2 protein-coding genes are annotated in these 2050 nt (G+C 60.1%); one reads left to right on the top strand and one right to left on the bottom strand.

What is annotated here, in order from left to right; translation table 11 throughout:
• Positions 1 to 242 precede the first annotated feature (242 nt).
• The gene (locus ACOI1H_RS25170; RefSeq protein ID WP_422441016.1) at positions 243 to 629 is read right to left on the bottom strand and encodes a hypothetical protein; all 387 of its coding nucleotides are present in this window, start codon (positions 627 to 629) and stop codon (positions 243 to 245) included.
• A 598-nt stretch (positions 630 to 1227) separates the two neighbouring features.
• On the opposite strand from ACOI1H_RS25170, the gene ACOI1H_RS25165 reads away from it, so the two are divergent.
• On the top strand, positions 1228 to 2050 hold an 823-nt coding region (locus ACOI1H_RS25165), incomplete at its 3' end, for an ArdC family protein (RefSeq protein ID WP_422441014.1).

Here is a 2050-nt window from a genome sequence, read left to right as displayed (position 1 = left end):
TGCCGCAGGTATATTCCAGCCAAAGGGTGTGATCTGGGATTTGCACTAAGTCCGTCATGGTGCGAACACATAGTGAACATTCTAAGCAATGGTAGGCTGTCGATTCAGAGAGCCACGCCCAAGATCACAGAAAAAAATGGCCGCGCGAGGCGCGGCGCGTGCCGCCGGTTCGCTACCGGCACCACGCCATTACGTCTTTGTTCCTTTGGCCCAGGTCGCGCCACTTACCCGGCCCGCGACGATTAAACCGCCAGTGCCAGCAACGCCGCTGCGAACAACTTGGGGTCTAAGTGCGCAGCCCATTGCAGTTGAACCTTCAACTCTCCGGCGTTCTCATTCTTCGCGAGGTTCGCAAGGATGAGTTGCGTTTCGTCGGGACTGCCGAGCAGCGCCCTTGCACTACCTGTCGGCGTGTTCGCGGCGGCGACCATGAACGCGCTCAATATCTGCGTCCCTGTTTCCATCCACTTTCTTGTTCCTTGCTCACGGGCAACAATATCCGTTGATCGGAAGGCGAGAGCTGCACTTCGCAAGGCATCTTCAATGTCGGTTTCATCATCGAGACCGCCCGCCAAGCGGGCCTGAACGATCCACTGATCCATGCGGATGCGGAGGTCTTTCTTCAACATCGACAGCCTCTTTCTGCACTTTCTGCACTTTCTGCATTCTTGGTTTTCTACCATGAAAGTATGGATCCGTGAATCTGAAAGCGTGGCGAACATGGCCCCGGCCCCGCCCTTGGGCGTGTCACCCCGCTCTAGACTCCAGCCGGCAGACCGGCTTCCGCCCGCAACGCCCCGGCCCGTCCTACCTGTCCGAATGGCCCGCGTCCTGTCTCTCCGAGCCAGTATGCGGGCCTTCGGCCATGGTCGTCCTGGTCCGTGCCGATGCGCCCTGACGGGTGACGATCACTGGGGCGCTGCGCGGGGTTCGGGCAAGCCGAACGCCGCTGCAACGCTGAGAAAAAAAGCAAGACGGGGACCGCCGGTCCCCCACCGCAACAGTAAAATACTGCGCGTCCTGCGTGGCCGTGTCCTCACGCTTTGCGCTGCGGGCCGCTCCACCCCCTTGTACGCTTGATTTTCCCATTGCGGCGGTGCCCCCCCTGCCCTCGCCGGGAGGCAAGGTTTCAGAAGAGGGGCGCGCTTCGCGCTTCCTCGTCTGACCCCTCGCCCGATTTTCGGCACCAGACCGGAAACGCGGCACCACCACAAAGGACCGAAGATCATGGCTAAAGAGCGTTTGGACATTCACCAGCACGTCACCGACACAATCATTGCACAGATCGAGGCAGGCACCCCGCCTTGGCGCAAGCCGTGGACAGGGGGCGCAGTTGGCGCTTGCCTGCCCGTCCGTCACAATGGCGAAGCCTATCGCGGCATCAACGTCCTGATGTTGTGGGCTGTCGCATCGGATCGCGGTTATGCGTCTGAATGCTGGATGACATTCAATCAGGCGCAGCAGCTTGGTGGCACCGTGAAGAAGGGCGAGAAATGCGCCCGCAGCGTTTTCTATGGCACCTTAGAAAAGAAGGACGACGGACAGAGCGACGGCGGCACCGAAGGCGAAAACAAGGCCCGCATCGGCTTTGCGAAGGCAAACAACGTCTTTAACGTGGACCAGATCGAGGGCTTGCCCGCTGAACACTACGCTCAGCCCGATCCCGCCCGCGACCTTGGCACCGAGACCGACCCAGCCCTTGAGGCATTTTTCGGCAGCATCGGGGCCGATATTGTCAGCACCACAGACCCCCCCGCCTACTATCGCCCCGCGACGGATCAGGTTCACATGCCGCCCGTTGGCACGTTCACCAATGCCGCCCGCTACTATGGCGTTTTGGCCCATGAAATCACGCACTGGACCGGCGCGGAAAAGCGGCTGGACCGGATCAAGAAATTTGGCAACAAGGCCGCTTATGCGTTCGAGGAACTTGTGGTCGAGATTGGCGCTTGCCTGTTGGCCGTGCGCCTTGGCGTAGAGCCGGAATTTGACCAAAGCGCAGCCTACATTGAGGGGTGGCTTGAATTATGGCGAGCTCGCCATAATTCAA

The organism is Loktanella sp. DJP18 (genome assembly GCF_049310965.1).
Lineage (GTDB): Bacteria > Pseudomonadota > Alphaproteobacteria > Rhodobacterales > Rhodobacteraceae > Loktanella.
Note: the sequence above shows the minus strand (reverse complement) of the source record. Positions and strands in the feature narration are given on the sequence as shown.